Origin of the sequence: Bradyrhizobium sp. OAE829, assembly GCF_040546575.1 — a bacterium.
Taxonomy (GTDB): Bacteria; Pseudomonadota; Alphaproteobacteria; order Rhizobiales; family Xanthobacteraceae; genus Bradyrhizobium.
This window is the reverse complement of sequence record NZ_JBEPOE010000001.1, coordinates 696,041-715,659: the sequence shown is the minus strand read 5'-3', so window position 1 is coordinate 715,659 and position 19,619 is coordinate 696,041. Positions and strand designations below refer to the sequence as shown.

Genomic DNA, 19,619 nt, shown 5'->3' with positions numbered 1-19,619 from the left:
TCCTTGTTGTTGCTTGCCTAAAGCGACGCGTCCAACCCCTTGTAGAACGTGTTCTGGTAGATCATGTGCGGCCGCGCGCCCTTGATCTTCTTGTTGGCGACCTGGTCCATGTTGATGTTGAGGACCGGAATCCACAAATGCTCCTGCATGACCTTCTGCTGCACCATCGCGTAGTATTTGGCGCGATCGGCCTCGGTCAGCGCCGATCGGCCGAGTTTCAGCCACTCGTCGGTCTCGGCGTCCTTCCAGTTCATCCGGTTGGGCGTCGGGATGTTGCGTGAATCGAAGTAGATGTTCATCAGGTCGCCGGCCGACAGATACGGCACCGTCACTGACCAGATTTCGTAGTCCTGCTCGGCCATCTTGGCCGCCGCGATGGTCGAGTCCTGCGGGTTTAGTCGCCAGTCGACGCCGATCTTGCGCAAGTAGCCCTGGATCGCGTCGGCGACCTTGGCCGAGTTGGCGTTCGCGGTGTAATAGACTTTCGGCGCCAGCTTGGTGCCGTCCTTTTCGCGCACGCCGTCGGCGCCAACTTTCCAGCCCGCGTCGTCGAGCAGCTTCTTGGCGCGTTCGAGGTCTTCCTTGACGATTCCGGCCGTCTTCGGATCATGGTCGAGCGCATCCTTGTCGACGATGGTGAAGGCCGCCGTGGCGTTGCCGAGCAGGATGCCCTTGGCGATCTCGGCGCGGCTGATGGCGATGCTCATGGCCTCGCGCACGCGCTTGTCTGATACCATCGGCCGGGTGGTCTTGAAACCGAAGTAGAGCAGCTGGAAATTCGGCTTCGCCTCGCTCACGTTGAGCATCGGGGCGGCCCTGGCCTGGGTGATGAACTGGTGCGGAAACTGGTGGGTGATGTCGAACTGGCCGGCCATCATCGCCGCAACCCGGCTGGATTCCTCGGGCACGATCTTGACCACCAGCTTCTCGAATTTCACCGGGCCCTTGTTCTGGTACATCGACGGGCCCCATTTGTAGGCGGCGTGGCGCTTCAGCACGATCTCGGTGCGCGGCTGCCATGAATCGAAACACCACGGTCCGGTGCCGTCGGCGCCCTTGATGCCGTAGTCCTTGCCCAGCGCCTCGACGCTCTCCTTGTTGTGGATCACGTTGGTGAACATGGTGAGCTGCAACAGCAGTTCGGAGTAGGGCTCCTCGAGTTCGTATTCGACGGTGTATGGATCAGGCGCGCGCAGTTCCTTGATGCTGCCGGCGCGCCAGGCGTACGGGCCCTTGATCGCGGGATCCTTGAGCCGCTTGAAGCTGTAGACCACGTCCTCGGCGGTGAATTTCTTGCCGCTGCAGAACGAGACGTCGTCGCGCAGCTTGAACGTATAGGTCCGGCCGTCCTCGCTGATGAGCCAGGACTTGGCCAGATAGGGGATTGGCGTGCGGCCGTCCCAGTCCAGCGCCACCAGCGTGTCCTGGAACATGTTGACGATGTCTGAGGTCGGACCCCAGGTGGTGCGCTGCGCGTCGTAATGCGGCGCGTCGATGCCCTTCATCAATGTCAGCGTCTGCGCCGATGCGGAGCCGGCGACAGCAATTGCCAATGCGACACCCAGAACGGTTCTGATCATGTCTGCAGCCTCGGATCGAGGACGTCGCGGAACGCGTCGCCCAGAAGGTTGGCGGCCAGCACGATGACGAAGATCGCGCAGCTCGGGATCGTCGCAATGTGCGGCGCCATGAACAGGAAGTCGCGCCCCTGGGCCGCCATCATGCCGAGTTCGGCGGTCGGGGGTTGCGCGCCCATGCCGAGGAAGCCGAGCGCGGAACCGATCAGGATGATCTGGCCGAAACGCAGGGTGAGGAACACGAAGATCGTCGAGATGCAGTTGAGCGTCAGATAGCGCCAGATCAGTGCGCCGTCGGTGACGCCAACCGCGCGGCCGGCTTCCATGAATTCCTGACCCATGACGCCGACCGCCGCCCCGCGCGCCACCCGCGCGACGTCGGGCACGGTGGCGACCACCAGCGCGATGACAACGGCGGTGAGGCCGGCGCCGAAGATCGCGGCGACCGCGAGCCCGATCAGGATGGCGGGGAACGCCAGCATCACGTCGACCAGCCGCATGATCCAGCCGTCGAGGCGCTTGTAGTAGGCGGCGAGAATGCCGAGCACGCCGCCGAACAGGCCGCCGATGATGACGCCGACCAGCCCGAGCATCAACGTGGCGCGGGTGCCGAAGATGATGCGGCTCAATACGTCGCGGCCGGTGTTGTCGGTGCCGAACCAGTGCTCGGCGCCGGGCGGCTGCATGACCTTGGTCAGGTCGGTGAAGTAGGGGTCGTAGGGTGCGATCCAGGGCGCGAACACCGCCGCGGCGACGATGGTGGTGAGCGTCAACGCCGCCCCGGCCGCGACCCGGTCGCGCGCGAGGCGCCGCAGCACGCCGGCACGGACGAATGCGCCGGTTTCGGGCTCGGCGACAAAGACGGGTTCGAGAGCCTGAACGCTCATCGGCGCGCCACCCTGGGATCGAGATAGACGTAGAGCACGTCGACGATCAGGTTGATCGACAGGAAGGCTATGGCGAGGATCATGATCGCGCCCTGCGCGGTCGGGAAATCGCTGGAGACGATGGCGCCGACTGCAAGCCGGCCGACGCCGGGCCAGGAAAACATCGTTTCGGTGACGACGGCGCCACCGAGCAGGAAGGCCGCCTGCAGCCCGATCAGGGTGACGACCGGGATCATGGCGTTGCGCAGCGCGTGATGAACGATCACGACCGTCTCGCGCAGCCCCTTGGCGCGCGCGGTGCGCACGAAATCGGCGCCCAGCACTTCAAGCACGGCGGTGCGCGTCAGTCGCGCGATCGGCCCGATCAGCACGAGGCCGAGCGTGGTGGCGGGCAGGATCAGGCTCGGCAATCCGCCGTCCCAGATCGGCCCGGTGCGGCCGGTGAACGGCAATAGCGCCCATTTGAAGCCGACATACTGGATCAGGATCAGGCCGATGAAGAACACCGGCATCGACACGCCGGCCACCGAGCAGGCCATGATGATGCGGTCGGCGATGCGACCGCGATTGACGGCGGCCAGCGTTCCGAACGCAAGCCCGCTCGGCACCGCGATCAGCATCGCGCCGAGCATCAGTTCGACCGTCGGACCGATCGTCATCGCGAGTTCCTCGCTCACCATCCGGTTGGAGATGATCGAGCGGCCGAGATCGCCGCGCAGAACCCGCATGATGTATTCGAAGAACTGCACCGGGATCGAGCGGTCGAGGCCAAGCTCGAGCCTGATCGCCGCGATGGTCTCGGCCTTGGCGTCGGGACCGGCGATGATCATCGCAGGATCAGCCGGCACCACCTGCAACAGACAAAAACAGAGGAAGAGAACCCCGAGCAAAGCGGGGAACGAAATCAGCAGACGATGGACAATCTGTTGTCCCATGCGGCGCCAACGGACCGTTAGGCCAACGGACGGCGCGTCCGCTTACGCAGACGCTTGCAGCGCGTCCGCTTACGCGAACGCTTTGCAGTCCCCTCCCTGGCAGCGGCGCTTCGTCCGACGTGCGCGCGCTTTGATTATTCGACGATACTGGCATGCACCGCGCGCGCCGTCACGCCCATTTTGCCGAACCGTTTCCGCCTGCGCTCCCTTGTCGCGTACAGGCGTAATGCCTTGTCGCGGAATATGCGAGCGGCGATCGCTATGCGGAAGTTGCCACAATCAGCGCGCGGTCTCGCCGTCGTCGCGCTGATCGGCGGGCTTTTCATTGTTGATCGCGACGAAGGGCAGCTGTCGCGTTGCCCGCGAGGGCCGTCCAATCCGCGCATCGTAACTTTCTGCCAGCGCCAGCAGACGTTTCTTGGTGAAGGGATCGGCGTTGTCCGCAATCGCGCGGACGCGCCGGGACTGCTCCTTGAAATACGCGTCGTTCATAAGGCACCAAAAATTAATAAATCCAATAAGCGCAAACATACTACAGGCGCACTCCCGCCGTCGCCCTGAGTTTTTCGTATGGTTAAACACGAAAGCCCGTGAGCTCTTGCAAGTGACGACGGTCTGGAAAGGCCAAAGGAAAGGCCGAGGCCACTTCCGTTCTGGTCCGGCTGTCACCTGGGGAACAGCGCGGCCGTCGCCGATCCGTCATTGTCCCGGTCATGCCGTTGCAATGTTGCACCGGGACAGCAACAGGAGAAGCACCATGGAACGCAGGACTGACAAGCCGGTCGAACTGACGACGCAGCAGCTGGATATCGTGACAGGCGGCAGGCTGGGTACCGGCCCCACGCACCTTCCGCCTCGCAACCCCTTTGGCCCGCCGAAGCCACCCCGCTAAGCGAGCGAATAGCCCCGGCATCAACTGTCGGGGTTTTTTCGTGCAAGGATTCAGATGTTTGCGCCGCTCGAACTTGGAGCCGCGTCTCCGTCCGTTATGACGTCGCCACGACCCAGCCCACCGATGTCTCAACTGGATTGCCCATCCGGCAGCGGTTAGGCTTCACCCGCCGATCGAGAATATCCGCCAAAGAGCGGGATCGGATTTGGGAAACGGGAACGCAAGGGGTCGATCATGAAAATACGCCCGACAGGCGTGATACCGCCGATGACAACGCCGTTTCGCAAGGACGGCGAGATTGATTTCAAGCAGGTCGCCCCGCAAGTCGACTGGCTGATCGGCGCCGGCAGCCATGGCATGGCGGCGGGCGGTTCGACCGGCGAGGGGCACACGCTCGATCATGAAGAGTATCGCGACCTGGTGGCGGCAACGGTGGAAGCCGCCAAGGGCCGCGCGCCCGTGATCGCCGGCATCATCGTCGACTCCACGCGCGACGCGATCCGGCGCGGCAAACTGGTGCGCGACATGGATGTCGCGGCGCTGCAGGTGACGCCGGTGCATTATTTGTTCAAGCCGGACGATCAGGCGATGGTCGATCACTTCCGCCGGATGGCCGACGAGACCGGCATGCCGATCATCATCTACAACGTGGTGCCGTGGTCGTATCTGTCGCCCGCGCTGCTGACGCGGATCATGAACGAGGTGCCGCTGGTGGTCGGCGTCAAGCAGAGCGCCGGCGATCTGAAACTGTTCGCCGATCTCATGATGATGGCGCCGGATAAATTGATCTACAGCGCGGTCGACGCGCTGATGTATCCGTCCTACGCGCTCGGCGCGCACGGCTCGATCGCCGCGATCCTCTCGGCCGCGCCGCATGCCTCGGTCGAGTTGTGGGATGCGGTCAAGGCCGGCGATCACGTCCGCGCGCTCGACCTGCACAAGAAGCTGTTGACGCTGTGGAACGCGGTTGTTTCAGACAATCTGCCGGCCTGTACGCGCTATTCGCAGTCGCTGCAGGGATTGCCAAAAACCTATCCGCGCGCGCCGATGCCGGAAGCATCGCCAACGCAACAGACCGCGATCAAGAAGGCGCTGGACGGGTTGGGCGCATCGGCCGGCCAGCGCGTCGAGGCGGCGGAGTAGGATAAGTGTTCAATGCGTCGTCATGCCCGGCCTTGTGCCGGGCATCCACGTCTTTACAGTCTAACATCAAGCAAGACGTGGATGGCCGGGACAAGCCCGGCCATGACGGCACCGTTTCGAAGCGTCGTGAAAAAGAAAAAGGATCAACATCCCCATGAAGGAATTCGCCGGAAAGATCGCCGTCATCACCGGAGGCGGCACGGGCATGGGCCGCGAACTGGCGCGCCAGCTCGTCGCCGAGGGCTGCAATGTCGCGATGTGCGACGTCTCCGCCGAGGCGATGGCCGAGACCAGGCAGCTGTGCGAAGCCGAGAAGCTGCCGCAGGGCCTGCGCGTCACCACGCACATCGCCGACGTCGCGATCGAGGACCAGCTCAAGCGGTTTCGCGATGAGCTGATCGAGCAGCAGGCGACCGACAAGATCCATCTATTGTTCAACAATGCCGGTATCGGCGGTGGCGGCAGCCTGTTCACCAACACGCGCGAGCAATGGGAGCGTACCTTCAACATCTGCTGGGGCGGCGTCTATCTCGGGGTCCGCACTTTCATGCCGCTGCTGCTGAAGGCCGACGAGGGCCACATCATCAACACGTCCAGCGTCAACGGCTTCTGGGCGTCGGTCGGCCCCGGCGTGTCGCACACCGCTTACGCCGCCGCCAAGTTCGCCGTGAAGGGATTTTCCGAGGCGCTGATGACGGATCTGCGGCTCAACGCGCCGCATATCAAGTGCTCGGTCGTGATGCCGGGCCACATCGGCACCTCGATCGTGTCGAACTCACGCAAGATCCAGAGCGGGAGCGAGACCGAGCGCCTGACCGATGTCGAGATCGGTGTGACCCGCGAACGGCTCAAGGGCATGGGCACCGACACCTCTGCCATGTCGGATGAGGACATCCAGCAACTCGCGCTCGACCGCGCGCGATCGTTTCATGATGATGCGCCGACCACGGCGGCGGCGGCCGCGAAAATCATCCTTGACGGCGTCAAGGCTGATCGCTGGCGCATCCTGGTCGGCGACGACGCCCACAAGCTCGACGAGCGCGTGCGCAAGACGCCGGAGGAGGCGTATACGCTCGATTTCTACCAGAGCTATCGGGACGAGGTCGGCTGGAAGCTCGCCTGAGGGGCTGATCTGAATAGCGACCAGAGCCGGAACTCAACAAGAGTTGTTGGCTCACCTAAGCCTGCCACGCTGACGGAAAACGCCGCGTGGCGGTACGGTCTACAGGGTCTCGCCGGTTCAGCGGGTAGTCCGACCTGTACCTTGGGATAGTATTCTGCGGGTTCGAAGCGGAACTAAGCTGCTAAGAACAACGGAGCATCAACCATGAAGATCGTCGTGATCGGTGGCACGGGCCTGATCGGCTCGAAGACCGTCGCCATTCTGCGTCAGGGCGGCCATGAAGTCGTCGCCGCCTCGCCCAAAAGCGGCGTTAACGCGATCACCGGTGAGGGACTCAAGGAGGTCATGGCGGGCACACAGGTGGTGATCGACCTGGCCAATTCGCCCTCATTTGACGACAAGGCGGTGCTCGAATTCTTCGAGACCTCCGGCCGCAACCTGCTCGCCGCCGAGGCCGCAGCGAACGTCCGGCATCATGTCGCACTGTCGATCGTCGCGATCGACCGGACCGACAATGGCTATTTCCGCGCCAAGGTCGCCCAGGAGAAACTGATCGAAGCCTCCGGCATTCCATACACCGTCGTTCGCGCGACCCAGTTCCTGGAATTCGTTCGCGGTATCGCCGATTCAAGTGCGGATGGAAACACAGTGAGGCTCCCGCCTATCCTGTTCCAGCCTATCGCGGCGGACGACGTTGCTGCCATCGTTGCCGATCTGGCACTCGCGGCGCCGCGAAGCGGTATCGTGGAGATCGCCGGACCGGAACGAGCGCCGCTCAATGACATCATCGCCCGCTATCTGAAGGCGGTTGGCGACCCGCGCGAAGTCGTGAGCGACCCCGAGGCCCGATACTGGGGCGGTCGGGTTGACGAGCACTCGCTCGTGCCGTTGGGCGAGGCGCGCCTCGGCCGCATCGGTCTCGACGAATGGCTTCGCCGCGCACAGGGCTGATCCCGCATCAGCTCCTGGGCAATGAACGAAAGAGGCGATTATGGCAAACAAACTCGTTGCGCTGTTTCTTCTGTGCTTGATGACCGGAACGGCGGCAGCTCAAGCCCCCAAGGTGACGCCGCTCATGTCCAGGGATCTTCCGGACAATCCCGGCAAGGAAGCCTTGATGATCATGGTCGAGCATGCGCCCGGCGGGTCGAGTGCTGTCCACCGACACAACGCACATGCGTTTGTTTACGTGCTGGAGGGCTCCGTCGTGATGCAGCTGAAGGGTGGACAACCCGTGACACTGACGGCAGGACAAAGTTTCTATGAAGGCCCCGATGATATTCATGTCGTCGACCGGAACGCGAGCAGCACCCAGCCGGCGAAATTCCTGGTGCTCTTGATCAAGGACAAGGGAGCGCAGGCGCTGGTGCCCGCGCAGTGACGCTACAGCCGTGGAATGGCCGTGCTGCCCGATGTTTGTTGCGCTCCAAGCAGAGAGTGCGTCAGTAGAGAGTGCGTCAGACAATGTCAGGCGCGCGCCACTCGCTGGCGCGAGCCGGGCTTGTAGGCGAGGCGGGTGTGGCCGACGCAGTAGGGCATACCCTTGAGCGGTGTGTTGCCGCAAAAGCAGAAATCTTCCGCGCCGGGCGTGCTGATCGGCCAGCGGCAGCGCTCGTGGCTGAGTTCGAGCAGCGAGCAGGGGCGCTCGCTGGCGATCGGGGCGTCGGGGGCCGGTTGCCCGTTCTGGTAGACCACTTGCAGCATCCGGTACTGCGCGCGGGGAACGGATTTCGGGCTGCGTTCCCTGGCGGTCCCTTGCAGATGCTGTTCGATATTGGTCGGTCCGCGGGTCAGGCCGAGCCGTGTCAATTTGCCAATCACGGCGTTGCGGCTGACGCCGATGTGAGCGGCGATCTCGCGGCAGGACAGGCCGGATTCGAAATGTTGCTTGAGGAGTTCGACGCGCTCGGTGGTCCAGGTCGGTATGTTTGCGAACATGCTTGCGGTCCCAAATTCTTTGAGGAACCGCCGCGTTCCTGTCTCCCGTCAGCGAATTTTCCGCTGGCGTGCCATCAAGGCCTGCCATTGTCGCGGATCGACAGCAGCCCGTCCTTGATGGCGAGCCGGATGCCTTCCTCGATCAGGGTCTTCGCAACGCCGGGAACGCTAGTGCCGTGGGTGCCCTGTCTCACCAGTTTTTCGAGATAGCTGATGGTCGAGATCGCCAACGTCACGGGAATGCGGTCGGTTTCGGCTTTTTCTGTAGCCATGCAAGAACGCTAACTTTTAAACGCCGTACTGAAAAGTATCTATTTAGACTCTATTAAGTTTCATGGGGATAAGTCAATTGCCGCCAAGGTCGCAGCCTATCTCCTTGTAACGGCGTCGAAAAATTCGACTGGCGCCACACGGGCACTGATGTTGGACAGCGCTGCGCGACCAACTACCGGCCTGACGGCGCCCACGCAGCCGCGGCGAAACGATCCAGTTCCTCAACCCATTTCCCGATTGCCTCAGGTGGTCTGCACGGTCGATGCTGCTTCGACGAGGGGCAATCCTGCGATGACGATGACCAACGGTCTCTACTCAATCCTGACCGAAATGATTGAGGGCGGGCATGGCCATGCCAGCGGCGTCATCGTGCTGTTGGACGGCAAGATCGCCGGCGGCGACTCGCATTTCTATTATACGGGCTCCTACACCGCCGATCGCGGCAAATGGCGCGGCGAACTGACCACCAACCAGCACACCAAATCGGCCGGCGTGCTGCCGCTGTTTGGCGGGCGCGAGGTCACCACCGGCTTCAGCGGCACCTATACCGCCGATCGCGCTGATGTGCAGGGGGCGGCGCTGGTTGGAAAGACCAGCGTCAGGATTAGTTCCAGGCTGGAGCTGCTTTCGCCGCTGTGACGGCGCACCGCGTTACGGCCATCAGCCGTGCACGACGCTCTTTGCGATCATGCAGTGGATGCCCTTGGAGCCGTTGACCGTCTGCGTCACCCGCAGATCGGCGGCGAGGCTGCAGAGCGTGTAGGCGTCCTCGCGCGACAGATTGCGCTGCTCGCCGAGCAGCACGATCATGTCGCGCAGCGCACGCACCACGCATTGGTCGAGGTCGGGGTCCATCGCCATCGTCATGTAATGATCAGGCGTTTCAGCGCGCGGATATTCCAGCCGCAGATCCTTGCGCAGCGTCAGGCGGAAGCGGCCCTGCAGTGCGGTTTCGATCGCGGTGACGCAGACTTCGCCGTCGCCTTGCACGCCGTGACCGTCGCCGCAGGAAAACAGCGCGCCGGGCACGAACACCGGCAGATAGAGCTTGGCGCCGGCCCCTAACTCCTTGTTGTCCAGATTGCCGCCCATCGCGCGCGGGATCAGCGAGGTGATGCGGCCCCAGGCCGGCGGCGGCGCCACGCCCATCACGCCGAAGAACGGTTTGAGCGGCAGATCGAGCCCCCACGGCATCCGGCCCACCATCCGTTCGCGGTCGAGCGGAATGTTCAGCAGCCGCGTCTCGTGGAAATCGTCGGGCAGGGTGCCTGACAGCGGCTTGATCAGATTGTAGCCCCAGTCCTGCCGGAGCTGGACGTCGAGAATGTCGACCTCGAGCACGTCGCCGGGCGCGGCGCCTTCAACCGCGATCGGCCCGGTCAGGATATGGCCCGGCACCATCCGTTCGTTCTGGGCGTGCACGTCGGCAAGCTCCGGCGGCACATGAAATTTGCTGCGGTCCGGCACCACGTCGGGGCCGCCGGTGATGGTATCGACCGTGACCTCATCGCCGCTGGCAATGGTCAGGACCGGCTTCAATTTCGCTTCGAAAAAGCCCCAGTGGCAGGTTTTGGGGCTGGAATGCAGGTGATGATGGGTCATGGGGGACGCTTTCTTTTTTGGCTCTTGTTCACCACTGTGTCATTGCCGGGCTTGACCCGGCAATCCATCATTTTTCGCATAACGCTTTTTGCGAAGAGGATGGATACGCGGGTCAAGCCCGCGTATGACGAGCCCGGGAATCCAAGAGGCCTGCCTTGTTCTTCGTTCTTTCCAAGACGCTCGGCTACATGCTGATGCCGACGAACTTCCTGATCGGCGTCGGTTTCGTTGGCGCCATCCTGCTGCTGACGCGCTTTGCTTCGCTCGGCCGCAAGCTCGTGATGGCAGCGGTGCTGCTGCTGGTGATCTGCGGATTGTCGCCGCTCGGAAACCTGTTGCTCTATCCGCTGGAGCAGCGCTTTCCGCGATGGGAGGCCGGAACGGGCGCGCCGCCGGATGGCATCGTCGTCCTCGGCGCGTCGATCGAGGCTGATCTATCGGCTGCGCATGGCACGCCGGTGGTGCGCAGCGCACCTGACCGTATCATCGCGGCGGCGGCGTTGGCGCACCGCTATCCGAATGCACGCATCGTCTTCACCGGCGGCAGCGCCAATCTGATTTCGAACGACGCGCGGGAAGCCGATTTCGCCGGCGCGATTTTCGAGAGTCTCGGCATCGCAAAATCGCGGCTGATCATGGAGCGGGCATCACGCAATACGCTGGAGAATGCCCAGTTCTCGAAGGCGCTGGTGGCGCCGAAGGACGGCGAGCGCTGGCTGCTCGTGACCTCGGCCTTTCACATGCCGCGATCGGTCGGCCTGTTCCGCAAGGCAGGATTTGCGGTCGAAGCCTATCCGGTCGATTGGCGGGTCGGCGGCCGCGGCGACTTCACGAAATTCTCGAACTCCATTCTTGATGGCCTCGGACGGACCGAAACCGCGGCGCGCGAATGGATGGGACTGGTTGCGTACCGGGCCACCGGCAAGATCGACGATTTGCTGCCGGGACCAGCGCCGAAGTAGAGGTCGCAACAGCCGGGCGACCGGGCTAGAATTGACGCCAACAACAACATGCGCACCGCGCCGATTTGGGAGTTTACGCCATGCAACAGCAAACGCCGCCGGAAGCGTTCGATTTGAACGGCATGGCCGCCGATTTGATCAGCCTGTTGCGCCTGCGGACCACCGTGATCGGCATCAAGATGTTCGCGACCGTCGAGGAGATGGCGGCGATCCCAAAAATCCGGCGCCCCAGTGCGGTCCACACCACCGACCAGATCGTCAGCATGGCCTCGAGGCTCGGCTGGACCGTCGGCATCACCGGCGAAGATCTCGTCGGCGCGCAATGCCGCGCGGTGATCGGCCTCGCACCGCAGGACGAAAAGTTTCTCGAGGGAAAGAACTATGTCGGCGTCTGGCATGGCACCGAGGAAGATGCGCGCAAGCGCCAGGAGGCGCTCGATGTCGTGCCGTATGGCCGGTATCAGGCGATGGCGGTGAGCCCGCTCACCAGCGGCCGGCTCAATCCGCCGGATATTTGTCTCGTCTATGCGACGCCGGGCCAGATGATCATCCTGATCAACGGGCTGCAATATACCGGCTACAAGAAGTTCGAATGGGGCGTGGTCGGCGAAACCGCGTGCGCGGATTCCTGGGGGCGGGCGCTCAAGACCGGCGAGCCCTCGCTGTCGCTGCCGTGCTTTGCCGAACGGCGCTATGGCGGCGTGCCCGACGAGGAGATGCTGATGGCGCTGCAGCCGGCGCATCTCGCCAAGGCCATTGTCGGCATGAAGCAGCTCGCGAAAAACGGCCTGCGCTACCCGATCGCGCCCTATGGCATCCAGGCCGACGTCCGCGCCGGCATGGGCGTTTCCTACGCGAAGAAATAACCTTGCGAAATGAGGTAGAAACCGTCATTGCGAGCGCAGCGAAGCAATCCACAGCGACAAGGAAGCATGGATTGCTTCGTCGCTTCGCTCCTCGCAATGACGAGTCTTAAGGAATCGAACATGTCTTCGTCGAAATTCGACATCGTTGTTTACGGCGCCACCGGCTTCACCGGCCAGCTCGTCGCCGAATATCTCGCCGCGCAGTACAAGGGCGACAGCAGCCTGAAATGGGCGATGGCCGGACGCAGCAAGGACAAGCTCGCTGCCGTGCGCGACGCGATCGGCGCGCCGTCGGATACGCCGCTGATCGTGGCCGACGCGTCAGATGCCGCCTCGCTGAAGGCGATGGTAGGGCAGACGAAATCCGTGATCTCGACGGTCGGCCCGTATCAGTTTTATGGCAACGAGCTGCTCGCGGCCTGTGTGGAGTCGGGTACCGATTATTTCGATCTCTGCGGCGAGCCGCTGTGGATGCGCGAGATGATCGACAAGCATGAAGCCGCGGCGAAGGCGAGCGGCGCGCGCATCGTGTTTTCGTGCGGGTTCGACTCGGTGCCGTTTGAACTCGGTGCTTTCTTCGTGCAGGAGGAAGCCAAGCGGGTGTTCGGCGCGCCGGCCTTGCGCGTCAAGGGCCGCGTGCGCGATATGCGCGGCACCTTGTCCGGCGGCACCGCCGCGAGTGCCAAGGCGACCTTCGAAGCCGTTGCCAAGGATCTCAGCCTCGTTGCGATCCTCAAGGATCCGTTCGCGCTGACGCCCGGATTCAAGGGGCCGAAACAGCCGCCGGGCAGCAAGCCGTCCTATGAGGAAGACCTGCAGTCCTGGATCGCGCCCTTCATGATGGCGCTCATCAACACCCGCAACGTCCATCGCTCGAACATGCTGATGGGCTTTCCGTACGGGCAGGAATTCGTCTACGACGAAATGGTTCTGACCGGGGCCGGCGAGAAGGGCGAGGCCAACGCCAAGCTGGTGATGGCGGCAAACACCGAAAAGACCGGTCCGGGCGCGCCCAAGCCGGGCGAGGGGCCGTCGAAGGAAGAGCGCGAGAACGGCCTCTATGATCTGCTTTATGTGGCGATCGCCCCCGATGGCCGTCAGGTCCGTGCGGCGGTCAAGGGCGACCGTGATCCCGGCTACGGCTCGACGTCCAAGATGATCTCCGAATGCGCGATCTGCCTGTTGCGCGATGCGCCTGAGGTGCCCGCCGGCATCTGGACGCCGGGGGCGGCGATGCAGCACAGACTGATCAAGCGGCTGGTCGACAACGCTGGCCTGACGTTCACCGTGGAGAAGTAGCTCCAGTTTTCGAGCATCATCTTCCCGGAAGTCAGACCATGCCTTCGTCGAAAATTCGACATTGTTGTCTATGGCGCCACCGGCTTCACCGGCCAGCTCATCGCGGAATATCTTGCCGCGCAGTACAGGGGCGACGGTCATCTGAAATGGGCGATGGCCGGGCGCAGCCCGGACAGGCTCGCTGCCGTGCGCGATGCGATCGGCGCGCCGGCCGATACCGCGCTGATCGTTGCCGATGCGGGCGATCCCGCCTCGCTCAAGACGATGGTCGGCCGAACCAGATCGGTGATCTCGACCGTCGGTCCGTATCAGCGCTATGGCTCCGAACTGGTCGCAGCCTGCGTCGCCGATGGCACCGATTATTTCGACCTCTGCGGCGAGCCGCTCTGGATGCGGCAGATGATCGACGCGCACGAGGCCGACGCAAAGTCGACCGGCGCACGCATTGTATTTTCCTGCGGCTTCGATTCGCTGCCGTTCGAACTCGGCGTGTTCTGCGCCCAGCAAGAAGCAATGAAGATATTTGGCGCCCCGGCCAACCGCGTCAAGGGCCGGATCCGTGACATGAGCGGCACGTTGTCCGGTGGTACCGCCGCGAGCACCTGGGCGACGTTCGCGGCTGCCGCGCAAGACCTCAGTCTGGTCGCCTTGTTGAAGGATCCATTCTTGCTGGCGCCGGGATTTGAAGGTCCGAAGCAGCCGCGCGGGAACAAGCCGCTGTTCGACGAGGATCTGGGCTCGTGGACGGCGCCCTTCGCCATGGCGACCATCAACACCCGCAACGTGCACCGTTCTAATTTTCTGATGAACTTTCCGTACGGCAAAGACTTCGTTTACGACGAGATGGTCCTGACCGGTGCGGGAGAGCAAGGAGAAGCCAACGCCAAACAGTTCGTCGCCGCCGTCAACGCCGAGAGGATGGGCGGCGCAAGCGGGCTGAAGCCCGGCGACGGTCCCTCGAAAGAGATGCGGGAGAGTGGTTTCTTCGATCTGCTGTTCGTCGCACTCGCGCCCGACGGCAAACAGGCGAGGGCTGCGGTGAAGGGCGACCGCGATCCCGGCTACGGCTCGACGGCGAAGATGATCTCCGAATGCGCGATCTGCCTGCTGCGCGATACGCCTGAGGTGCCGGCGGGCATTTGGACGCCGGGCGCAGCGATGCAGCACAGCCTGATCAAGCGGCTCGAAGATCATGCCGGCCTGACGTTCACCGTGGAGCAGTAGCGGCGTCTTGTAGGGTGGGCAAAGCGCAGCGTGCCCACCAATTCAGAGTGCGCAAAGAGCGGTGGGCACGGCGCTTGTGCGCCTTTGCCCACCCTACAGATCTTCACTATGACGCGACCGCTACGCCGCGCGGGGATCGTATCTGTACATCCAGTCCATGCCCCTGGACGTGACCGGCAGCAGCAGTTTCAGCATACGGTCACGGATCCAGGCGCCGGTCGGGCTGAACTCACGCTTGCTGTTGCCGTTGCGGCGCGCCAGCGCCACGATCTTTTCGGCGCGCGGACGGCGCTCGGCCTCGAAATTCTGGAATGTCAGCGACAATTCCTGCCTCGTCTGCATCAGCCGGCCAAGCCGCAGCGCGTCCTCCAGCGCCAGCGAGGCGCCCTGGCCGGCATGCGGGCTGGTGGCGTGCGCGGCGTCGCCAATGAGCAGCGTCCGCTGGCGCGACCAGGTCGGCAGGGTCGCAACATCGAGCGTGTCCGTCACCACGATGTTCTCGGCCGCATCGATGATTTGCAGGATCGGATCGTGCCAGCCGGCGTGGAATTTCCGAAGATGCTGCCGCAGCTGATCCTGGCTCATGGCGCGGTAGGTCGCGGCACTGACGCCGTGCGCGGGCTGCGTGCTCCACCACATCAGGCCGTCATCCGGATCGGAGCTGCAGAAGCCGTAGCCGAAGAATCCACTCTGGCCGAACGTCGTCACCACGCGCTGGCCGATCGGCGAATTCTCGATCACCGCGCGTGGCACAAAACCGCCGAAACCGATCAGGCCGGTGTCGAACGGCTTTGGTCCGTCCGGAATCACGTGGCCGCGGACAGCCGAATGCACACCGTCGGCGCCGACCACAAAATCACCCTCGGCAAAGCTGCCGTCGGTAAAATGCGCCACGACCGGCCGGTCGGCGCGATCCTCGATTGCCACCAGCCGCTTTTCGAACCGCAGCTCGACATTCGAGCACCAGGCCTTGTTGACCAGCAATTCGTTGAGCGTGGCGCGGCACATGTTGACCGCGGGCTGGCCGAAGCGTTCTTTCATGTTGCGGTTGAGCGAGCCGAGCCGGTCGCCTCCTTGCGAATAGAAATCGAAGGATTCGGCGACCGAACCGCGCGCGATCATGTCGGAGGCGAGGCCAATCTCGGCCAGCACATGCATGCCGTTCGGCGCGATCTGCAGGCCGCCGCCGATCCCGGCCGCGTAGGGCCAGGCCTCGAACACCTCGGCATCGATGCCGGCCTGCTTCAGGAAGATTCCCGTCACGGGACCTGCGATGCCGCCGCCGATGATGAGGGCTTTGGGACGTTTGGTCATGCCTTGCTCCATGCATCCGTGGGGTGGTAGGAAATATCAGCTGCTAAATATCTTAGTAGCTAAGATAATTATGGACTAAGATATGAAATCGACCGTGTCAAGGCCGAAGGCGCGGGCTGCGCTGTTGCAGGAGCTGGAAGAGGCGATGCGTCGGTCGTCGGCGCAGGGCGTGATCTTTGGGCAAACCGTTGCCAACGTGGCCGGAATTTCCGGTTCCGACCTCGAATGCCTGGATTTTCTCAATCTGGAGGGCCGCGTCACCGCCGGCCGTCTCGCCGAGGTCACGGGGCTGACCACGGGCGCCATCACCGGCGTGATCGACCGGCTGGAGAAGGCCGGCTTGGTGCGCCGTGAGCGCGACGAGACCGACCGGCGCAAGGTCTTTATCGCGACCGTGCCTGATAGCATCGCGCAGATCGGACGCTTCTACGTGCCGATGCAGCAGGCGATGCACAAGCTATGGAGCACCTACTCGGAAGCGGAACTGCAATTGCTGCTGCGCTTTGCGAGCGAGAGCTACAAGTCGGTGCTGGAAGCGACCGAGGCGCTGAAGGGATTGATCAGCGCGCCGAAGGCGAAGGCGCTCAAGAAGCCGGCGCGGGCGCGGCGTTGAGTGCTCGGGCCTTGTAGTGCTCGGCGGCGACGAACATGCCCCACATCAGCCCCAGCATCATCCAGAAATGCCGCCAATGGTCGGTGTCGATGATAAAGCTCTCGCCGACGGTGCCGAGATAGGCGGCGAAGACGGCCAGATAGGCGCGCTGCCAGGGCGCGCGGACGAAGATGTAGCGAAAGCCGTTCAGCGCCGTGACGAACACCAGCGCGGGATAGCAGACGCCGGAGAGCCAGCCGCCTGACATGAACGCGTTCAAATAGGAATTGTGGGTGTCCTCGGGAAAGTAGCGGGTGAACTGCAGCGGACCTATTCCGAACGGCAGATCGAGCGCCATGTTGGCGCCGAGGATGTAGCGCCCGAACCGGCCGAAGCGGCCGGAGTCATAGCTTTGATCGAAACTGGCGCGCTGCTTGAACATCTGCGCGATCGAGTCGAACGACAGCAGCACCGCCACCAGCGCCGCCGCGAGGATCGCAGCGACAAGCGCAATCATGATGATGCGCGAGCGCTGCCCCTGCGACCGGCTGGTCAGCACCATCAGCGCCAGCATGAACATCGAGGTCAGGATCAACCCGCCCCAGGCCGCGCGCGAAAACGCCAGCAGGATCGCCAGCGACATGATGCCGAAAGCTATGGTGTTGCGCAGTGACTTTCCGAGCTTGTCCGAGACCACGCTTTGCAGGCAAAACAGCGCCGGCAGGATCAGGAACGCGCCGAGCACGTTCGGGTCCTTGAAGGTGCCGCGGGCGCGATCGTACAGGGTGAGGAGGTCGCGTCCGCCCGGGACGAGGTTGAAATAGCCGGCGACACCCAGGCTCGCCGCGATCACCGCGCCGACGACGAGGCCGCGCCTGAGCATGTCGAGCCTGGCTGCGGTATCTTCGGCCACCACCATCGCGAACAGCATCACGGTAACAGCCATGTACCAGGACGTCGCGATCCACATGCTGACATTGGGCCGGTCGATCACGGCGATGGCGCTGATCGTGTAGCCGGTGTTGAGCAGGAACAGCGCCAGCAACAGCGGAATGAACACCAGCCGCATCCGCAAACCGCCGGTGGCAAAGAACACCAGCGACGCCAGCAGCGTTGCGATCTCATAGGGGCTGGGCTCGATGAAGACGATGGCCCCGGACGCGCCGACCAGCCATACCATCGCGCGCTGCACCGCGAGCACGCCCGGCGCGGCCGTCAACGATGGAAGGGATCCCTCGGCTGTCGCCGCATACGCCATTCGATACTCACGCAACTCAACACAGTACTGAAACCAGTGCTTCCGTCATTGTCTGCAGCAAACGCGAAGCGTTTGTGCATGAGAGCGAAGCGAAGCAATCCATCGTGCGGCGAAGGAGGTGTGGATTGCTTCGTCGCTTCGCTCCTCGCAATGACGCCGGTAGTCTCTCTAACTAGTAAGCGTTCTCGTTCTTCGTCATCAGCGCCAGCGGCGTCCTGAGTAGAATGAACAGGTCGAACAGCACCGACCAGTTCTCGATGTAATAGAGGTCGAACTCGACGCGCTTCTGGATCTTCTCGTCGGTGTCGACTTCGCCGCGCCAGCCGTTGATCTGCGCCCAGCCGGTGATGCCGGGCTTGACGCGGTGGCGCGCGAAATAGCCGTCGACGGCCTCGTCGAACAGCCGGCTCTGCAATTTGCCCTGCACGGCGTGCGGGCGCGGGCCGACCAGCGACAAATTGCTCTTGAACACCACGTTGAACAGCTGCGGCAGTTCATCGAGGCTGGTCTTGCGGATGAAGCGGCCGACGCGGGTAACGCGGGCATCGTTTTTGGTCACGACCTTGGAAGCGGTGGGATCGGCAAGATGGTGGTACATCGAGCGGAACTTGAAGACGTCGATGCGCTCATTGTTGAAGCCGAACCGCTTCTGGCGGAAGATCACCGGGCCCGGGCTGTCCAGCTTGATGGCGAGCGCGACGAGGCCCATCACGGGCAGCGCCAGCAACAGGATCAGGAAGCCGACGACGTGGTCGAACAGCCACTTCATCACGAGGTCCCAGTCGGTGATCGGCGCCTCGAACACGTCCAGCGTCGGCACCTCGCCGAGATAGGAATAGGAGCGGGGACGGAAGCGCAGCTTGTTGGTGTGTGCCGAAAGACGGATGTCGACCGGCAGCACCCATAGCTTCTTCAGCATTTCCAGGATGCGCGTCTCGGCCGAGATCGGCAGCGCGAACAGCACGAGGTCGACGCGGGTGCGGCGGGCGAATTCGACGATGTCGTCGACCTTGCCGAGCTTCGGGCTGCCGGCGCAGGTTTCCAGCGCGCGGCTGTCGTTGCGGTCGTCGAACACGCCGAGCACGTCGATATCGGAATCATGCTGGGTCTTGAGCGCCTCGACCAGCTGTTCGCCGTTCTGGTCCGAGCCCACCACGATGGTGCGGCGGTCGAGCCGGCCCTGCCGCGCCCAGCTGCGCACCAGCGTGCGCAGGAAGGCGCGTTCGATCAGCAGGGCCACGAGGCCGACGACGAAGAACGATGCGAGCCAGATCCGCGATATCTCGCTGCCGAGCTTGACCAGGAAGGAGGCGCCGATGAACAGCAGGAACACGAAGGCCCAGGACGAAATCATCCTGGTCATCTGCCGCAGCTGGCCGCGGAACACCTGGACTTCGTAGATGTCGGCGGCCTGGAAGCAGATCACGGCGGTCGCCGTCATGCCGACGATCGCGGCGACATATTCCCAATGGAAACCCTTGAGGCGCACGACATAGGCGAAATAGAGCGCAAGGCCGATCAGGCTGAGCATGACGAAATCGACCAGGCGGACCGCGCCCGCGATCACGATCGGCGAATAGGCGCGGCTGACTTTCTGGTTGGTGACGGCAAGGGCTGCCGGCGACAACCGGCGGCGCCGTTCGATCGGCGGGCGTTCACCGGTAGCGGACGCCGCGGCCGTTGCTGCGGCGGCGTCTAACATCGAGCGAGCGTTAAGCGGTTCCACTGGTCCAA

The 19,619-nt window shown here is 63.3% G+C and carries 21 protein-coding genes; 11 read left to right on the top strand and 10 right to left on the bottom strand.

Annotated elements, in window-relative coordinates; all coding sequences use genetic code 11:
• Window positions 1-17: 17 nt before the first annotated feature.
• From ABIE49_RS03340 to ABIE49_RS03325, 4 genes are all read right to left on the bottom strand, one after another.
• A complete protein-coding gene (locus ABIE49_RS03340; RefSeq protein WP_192733551.1) occupies window positions 18-1,580 on the bottom strand; it encodes an ABC transporter substrate-binding protein in 1,563 nt (520 codons plus the stop codon).
• On the bottom strand, window positions 1,577-2,464 hold the full coding sequence (locus ABIE49_RS03335) for an ABC transporter permease (RefSeq protein WP_192733550.1): 888 nt from the start codon (window positions 2,462-2,464) through the stop codon (window positions 1,577-1,579). Before ABIE49_RS03335 ends, ABIE49_RS03340 begins: the two co-directional genes overlap by 4 nt.
• Window positions 2,461-3,399 carry an ABC transporter permease gene (locus tag ABIE49_RS03330; RefSeq protein WP_192733549.1) on the bottom strand — a complete coding sequence of 313 codons (939 nt, stop codon included), beginning with the start codon at window positions 3,397-3,399 and terminating at the stop codon, window positions 2,461-2,463. The genes ABIE49_RS03335 and ABIE49_RS03330 overlap by 4 nt, the downstream gene beginning before the upstream one ends.
• A gap of 279 nt (window positions 3,400-3,678) precedes the next feature.
• A complete protein-coding gene (locus tag ABIE49_RS03325) occupies window positions 3,679-3,891 on the bottom strand; it encodes a hypothetical protein (RefSeq protein WP_192733548.1) in 213 nt (70 codons plus the stop codon).
• Between the two features lie 265 nt (window positions 3,892-4,156).
• Here ABIE49_RS03325 and ABIE49_RS03320 point away from each other — a divergent pair, with 265 nt between their 5' ends.
• The 5 genes from ABIE49_RS03320 to ABIE49_RS03300 all read left to right on the top strand — a co-directional run bounded on the left by ABIE49_RS03320 (window position 4,157) and on the right by ABIE49_RS03300 (window position 7,938).
• A complete protein-coding gene (locus tag ABIE49_RS03320) occupies window positions 4,157-4,291 on the top strand; it encodes a hypothetical protein (RefSeq protein ID WP_283813836.1) in 135 nt (44 codons plus the stop codon).
• Between the two features lie 234 nt (window positions 4,292-4,525).
• Window positions 4,526-5,434: a dihydrodipicolinate synthase family protein gene (locus ABIE49_RS03315; protein WP_192733547.1), complete on the top strand. Its 909-nt coding sequence runs from the start codon at window positions 4,526-4,528 to the stop codon at window positions 5,432-5,434.
• Between the two features lie 154 nt (window positions 5,435-5,588).
• Complete coding sequence (locus ABIE49_RS03310) at window positions 5,589-6,557, top strand: SDR family oxidoreductase (protein WP_192733546.1); 969 nt, start codon at window positions 5,589-5,591, stop codon at window positions 6,555-6,557.
• 204 nt (window positions 6,558-6,761) lie between these two features.
• The gene (locus ABIE49_RS03305) at window positions 6,762-7,508 is read left to right on the top strand and encodes an SDR family oxidoreductase (protein ID WP_192733545.1); all 747 of its coding nucleotides are present in this window, start codon (window positions 6,762-6,764) and stop codon (window positions 7,506-7,508) included.
• Window positions 7,509-7,548: 40 nt separating this feature from the next.
• Window positions 7,549-7,938 carry a cupin domain-containing protein gene (locus ABIE49_RS03300; RefSeq protein ID WP_192733544.1) on the top strand — a complete coding sequence of 130 codons (390 nt, stop codon included), beginning with the start codon at window positions 7,549-7,551 and terminating at the stop codon, window positions 7,936-7,938.
• 86 nt (window positions 7,939-8,024) lie between these two features.
• On the opposite strand, the gene ABIE49_RS03295 is transcribed toward ABIE49_RS03300, so the two are convergent.
• Window positions 8,025-8,495, bottom strand: coding sequence for a GcrA family cell cycle regulator (locus ABIE49_RS03295; protein WP_192733543.1), 471 nt, complete (start codon window positions 8,493-8,495; stop codon window positions 8,025-8,027).
• Between the two features lie 74 nt (window positions 8,496-8,569).
• Window positions 8,570-8,767 carry a hypothetical protein gene (locus tag ABIE49_RS03290; RefSeq protein ID WP_192733542.1) on the bottom strand — a complete coding sequence of 66 codons (198 nt, stop codon included), beginning with the start codon at window positions 8,765-8,767 and terminating at the stop codon, window positions 8,570-8,572.
• 292 nt (window positions 8,768-9,059) lie between these two features.
• Here ABIE49_RS03290 and ABIE49_RS03285 point away from each other — a divergent pair, with 292 nt between their 5' ends.
• Window positions 9,060-9,407 carry a GrlR family regulatory protein gene (locus ABIE49_RS03285; protein ID WP_354066571.1) on the top strand — a complete coding sequence of 116 codons (348 nt, stop codon included), beginning with the start codon at window positions 9,060-9,062 and terminating at the stop codon, window positions 9,405-9,407.
• Between the two features lie 21 nt (window positions 9,408-9,428).
• Here the strand turns inward: ABIE49_RS03285 and ABIE49_RS03280 are convergent, their stop codons facing one another.
• Window positions 9,429-10,370 carry an acetamidase/formamidase family protein gene (locus ABIE49_RS03280; RefSeq protein WP_192733541.1) on the bottom strand — a complete coding sequence of 314 codons (942 nt, stop codon included), beginning with the start codon at window positions 10,368-10,370 and terminating at the stop codon, window positions 9,429-9,431.
• A 155-nt stretch (window positions 10,371-10,525) separates the two neighbouring features.
• Here ABIE49_RS03280 and ABIE49_RS03275 point away from each other — a divergent pair, with 155 nt between their 5' ends.
• The 4 genes from ABIE49_RS03275 (at window position 10,526) to ABIE49_RS03260 (ending at window position 14,721) form a co-directional block, all read left to right on the top strand.
• The gene (locus tag ABIE49_RS03275) at window positions 10,526-11,332 is read left to right on the top strand and encodes a YdcF family protein (protein WP_192733540.1); all 807 of its coding nucleotides are present in this window, start codon (window positions 10,526-10,528) and stop codon (window positions 11,330-11,332) included.
• 80 nt (window positions 11,333-11,412) lie between these two features.
• Window positions 11,413-12,198, top strand: coding sequence for a DUF169 domain-containing protein (locus ABIE49_RS03270; protein ID WP_192733539.1), 786 nt, complete (start codon window positions 11,413-11,415; stop codon window positions 12,196-12,198).
• A 120-nt stretch (window positions 12,199-12,318) separates the two neighbouring features.
• Entirely contained in the window at window positions 12,319-13,497 is a 1,179-nt protein-coding gene (locus ABIE49_RS03265; protein WP_192733538.1) for a saccharopine dehydrogenase family protein, read from the top strand.
• Between the two features lie 18 nt (window positions 13,498-13,515).
• Window positions 13,516-14,721, top strand: a complete 1,206-nt coding sequence (locus ABIE49_RS03260) for a saccharopine dehydrogenase family protein (protein ID WP_192734231.1) — start codon at window positions 13,516-13,518, stop codon at window positions 14,719-14,721.
• A gap of 120 nt (window positions 14,722-14,841) precedes the next feature.
• On the opposite strand, the gene ABIE49_RS03255 is transcribed toward ABIE49_RS03260, so the two are convergent.
• The gene (locus ABIE49_RS03255; RefSeq protein WP_192733537.1) at window positions 14,842-16,035 is read right to left on the bottom strand and encodes an FAD-dependent oxidoreductase; all 1,194 of its coding nucleotides are present in this window, start codon (window positions 16,033-16,035) and stop codon (window positions 14,842-14,844) included.
• Between the two features lie 82 nt (window positions 16,036-16,117).
• On the opposite strand from ABIE49_RS03255, the gene ABIE49_RS03250 reads away from it, so the two are divergent.
• Window positions 16,118-16,648 (top strand): MarR family winged helix-turn-helix transcriptional regulator, encoded by a 531-nt coding sequence (locus ABIE49_RS03250; protein WP_192733536.1) that lies wholly within the window; start codon window positions 16,118-16,120, stop codon window positions 16,646-16,648.
• On the opposite strand, the gene ABIE49_RS03245 is transcribed toward ABIE49_RS03250, so the two are convergent.
• Entirely contained in the window at window positions 16,620-17,885 is a 1,266-nt protein-coding gene (locus tag ABIE49_RS03245) for an O-antigen ligase family protein (protein WP_192733535.1), read from the bottom strand. The genes ABIE49_RS03250 and ABIE49_RS03245 overlap by 29 nt on opposite strands.
• A gap of 172 nt (window positions 17,886-18,057) precedes the next feature.
• Complete coding sequence (locus ABIE49_RS03240) at window positions 18,058-19,611, bottom strand: undecaprenyl-phosphate glucose phosphotransferase (RefSeq protein ID WP_192733534.1); 1,554 nt, start codon at window positions 19,609-19,611, stop codon at window positions 18,058-18,060.
• Window positions 19,612-19,619 lie beyond the last annotated feature (8 nt).